This is a genomic window from Affinundibacterium seohonense (assembly GCF_014284305.1).
Lineage (GTDB): Bacteria > Pseudomonadota > Gammaproteobacteria > Burkholderiales > Burkholderiaceae_D > Undibacterium > Undibacterium seohonense.
Map to the genome: position 1 here is coordinate 1 of NZ_JACOFW010000089.1, position 471 is coordinate 471.

Here is a 471-nt window from a genome sequence, read left to right on the forward strand (position 1 = left end):
CCACACCTAAGGTACGATCCCAGTCGACTCGATTTTGAAACGCGGCAATACGTTCTTGTCGCGGTAGGTTGATGTCGATCACTTTTTGGTAGTCTTCATTGCTTAATACTTGATTTGGCACTCGAGCTGGCCAGAACGTCGGCAGGAATGGATCGTATTGGCGGTCATAGCCAGAACGACAGCTGGCAGTGTCTGTCTGCCACGGAATTGCCATCCATCGCGTAATTGAGCCTGGAAATTGACTGAACAACGGCCCGTTATAGGACAGTGCCTCCGCTGGGGTGAGCGTGCTGCCATAATTGGGTTCTGGATTGTCTTGGCTACGATGGCGCCAACGATAAGGTTCGCTATACATCGTCGCATGTCGCACCGGCCAAGTCATTTCACAGCCAGGGTGGAAAGCATCAGCTAAGCAGAACTCTAGCGCCGAACGGTCAAGCATCGCCGGTTGTTCAGCCAAAGGCACTTCTT

General features: G+C 52.4%; 1 protein-coding gene. It reads right to left on the reverse strand.

Annotated features, from left to right (window positions below):
• The coding region (locus H8K52_RS20675; RefSeq protein ID WP_246464737.1) for a LodA/GoxA family CTQ-dependent oxidase at positions 1–460 on the reverse strand (460 nt) is incomplete at its 3' end.
• Positions 461–471 lie beyond the last annotated feature (11 nt).